Annotated in this window: 1 protein-coding gene; it reads right to left on the bottom strand. The window is 53.1% G+C overall.

All coding sequences use genetic code 11. The features are described from left to right. Positions 1-64 precede the first annotated feature (64 nt). Positions 65-202, bottom strand: a complete 138-nt coding sequence (locus IR141_RS13165; protein WP_167743247.1) for a hypothetical protein — start codon at positions 200-202, stop codon at positions 65-67. Positions 203-245: the final 43 nt, after the last annotated feature.

Raw genomic sequence — 245 nt, forward strand, 5'->3', positions numbered from 1 at the left:
AACGCTAAAGCGGCCAATGCCGCCATCAGTGCCCGAGCAGGCCGTCTGAAAAAATCTGTTTGCTTTAACATAATGCTTCCTGTTCAGACGGCCGAACCTGTTGCGGCTTGAGAACCCGTAAGCCCGACACCAACGCTAAAGCGGCCAATGCCGCCATCAGTGCCCGAGCAGGCCGTCTGAAAAAATCTGTTTGCTTTAACATAATGCTTCCTGTTCAGACGGCCGAACCTGTTGCGGCTTGAGAA

Source organism: Neisseria sp. 19428wB4_WF04, assembly GCF_015235335.1.
Classification (GTDB): Bacteria; Pseudomonadota; Gammaproteobacteria; order Burkholderiales; family Neisseriaceae; genus Neisseria; species Neisseria musculi.